Source organism: Bradyrhizobium sp. Arg237L (assembly GCF_029990105.1).
In the GTDB taxonomy this organism is placed as follows: Bacteria; Pseudomonadota; Alphaproteobacteria; order Rhizobiales; family Xanthobacteraceae; genus Bradyrhizobium.
This window is the reverse complement of the sequence record NZ_JAQMIL010000171.1, coordinates 1-1,631: the sequence shown is the minus strand read 5'-3', so window position 1 is coordinate 1,631 and position 1,631 is coordinate 1. Positions and strand designations below refer to the sequence as shown.

The 1,631-nt window shown below is 64.9% G+C and carries 2 protein-coding genes and 1 pseudogene; 1 reads left to right on the top strand and 2 read right to left on the bottom strand.

The annotated features are described in order from the left end of the window. Positions 1-55 precede the first annotated feature (55 nt). Positions 56-532, bottom strand: coding sequence for a DUF3305 domain-containing protein (locus OZ411_RS42790; RefSeq protein WP_282532775.1), 477 nt, complete (start codon positions 530-532; stop codon positions 56-58). Continuing rightward, on the bottom strand, positions 529-888 hold the full coding sequence (locus OZ411_RS42785; RefSeq protein WP_282532774.1) for a hypothetical protein: 360 nt from the start codon (positions 886-888) through the stop codon (positions 529-531). Before OZ411_RS42785 ends, OZ411_RS42790 begins: the two co-directional genes overlap by 4 nt. 180 nt (positions 889-1,068) lie before the next feature. On the opposite strand from OZ411_RS42785, the pseudogene OZ411_RS42780 reads away from it, so the two are divergent. Beyond that, positions 1,069-1,631: pseudogene (locus OZ411_RS42780) on the top strand (4Fe-4S ferredoxin); the annotation flags it as partial.

Sequence of the window (1,631 nt, the reverse complement as noted above, 5' to 3'; positions counted from 1 at the left end):
CGCGCCCAGCGAAGGAAAACATTGTGCTCTTCAGCCACGGTCCGTCTCTCGTGTCCTACGTCGGAGGCATCTGCCGATCGCGCTGCCGCTTGATGAAGGGGCGCTCGACATGATGCTCGGCAATAAATCGCTCGACGATTTCAACAATACCTGCGGGCATCGGCACCGCATCGACCAGATTGGTGCCGGCATCGGTGAACGCCTCGCCCTCGGCCGGATCCGCGGTGACGGCGAGCAGTTCGTAAGGCGGCTCGGAGCCGGTCGGGCGCAGGTTGATCCACAGGGAGGGCGAGCCGGACCCGAGATTGTCACGATAATTCGTGGTCTCGGTGCGGTGCAGTTCGATCATCGCCTCGCCGGCATAGAACAACGTCACCTCTCCTTGCCTATCGAGCGCCGTCCACGGCGCGGCCGACGGGCTTCCGGCGAACACCGAAACCGGCCGCCACAGGAAGTCGGCCCAGGCACTCCGGCCCTTGCGCCGCTCCACCACGACACCCACGGAAATGCGCATCAGCGCCGTCGATATCAATTGACTGCCTCCGCGTTCGCAATCGGCAAGCCGGTGATGAGGTTCTGCGGCTTCAGCCGCAACACCGCGTCGCCGGTCATGGCGAGCAGCAGATAGACCGGCTCGCCCCTGACCTTTTCGATCATATAGGTGGGATCGCGGAACGTCAGCCGAAACAGGCCGATCAACTGGGCGCGCGTCGCGTCATCGAGACCATCGTCATCCCAGATCGCGTCACCAATGCGCGTGGCGTCGGAGTTCCGCCACGGATCGCGCAGCAGCGCGCGATGCAGCTCCTGCTCCGCCGCGCAGGCTTCCGGGGGCGGCATCAGCTCGGGCCGCGCCAGGAGGGCCTTCAGGACGTCGTCCGTGACCAACTGACGGCCGCTCTCTTCGCGAGCACACGTTGGCGGCAAGCGAGCCAGAAGTCACGCGGCCCGCTCATCCGATGCTCCATGCAAGTCTGTCCGGTTTTTGGGAGAGTGACTATATACTTTCCACAAATTCCCGGCCAGTTTCGCCAGGCGTACCGGATAGACACACAAGGTTGTGACAGCATGGCCGATTTCGCAAGACGTCTTCTGATCTGCTCCTGCGAGGGGACGATGCCGCTCGACGGCGATGCTATCAGCCGTGGCTGCCGTCACGAGCCAACGACGGCAACCCAGCTCTGCCGCGCCGAGCTCGATCGCTTCCGAGCCATTGCCGCCGAAGACGGCCCGCTCACGATCGCCTGCACCCAGAAAGCGGCGTTGTTCTCGGAGGCGGCTGCGGAGACTGACCGCACACAATCCATACAATTCGCCAACATCCGCGAGACCGCCGGCTGGTCCAATGACGCCGCGCGCGCGGGACCGAAAATGGCGGCGCTGCTTGCGGCGGCGGCCGAGACTGCACCGCCGGCGCCATCGGTTGAGCTCGAAAGCGGCGGCGTCATCCTGATCTGCGGCCGCGATGAGACCGCGATCGAAGCCGGCAATCTGCTCAAGGACCATCTCGACGTCACTGTTCTGATCGAACCGCCCGCCGCCGTCGCGCCGCCGCGCAATGACGAATTCCCGGTGGCGAAGGGAAAGGTGACCGCGGCGCGCGGCCATCTCGGCGCGTTCGAGGTTACGGT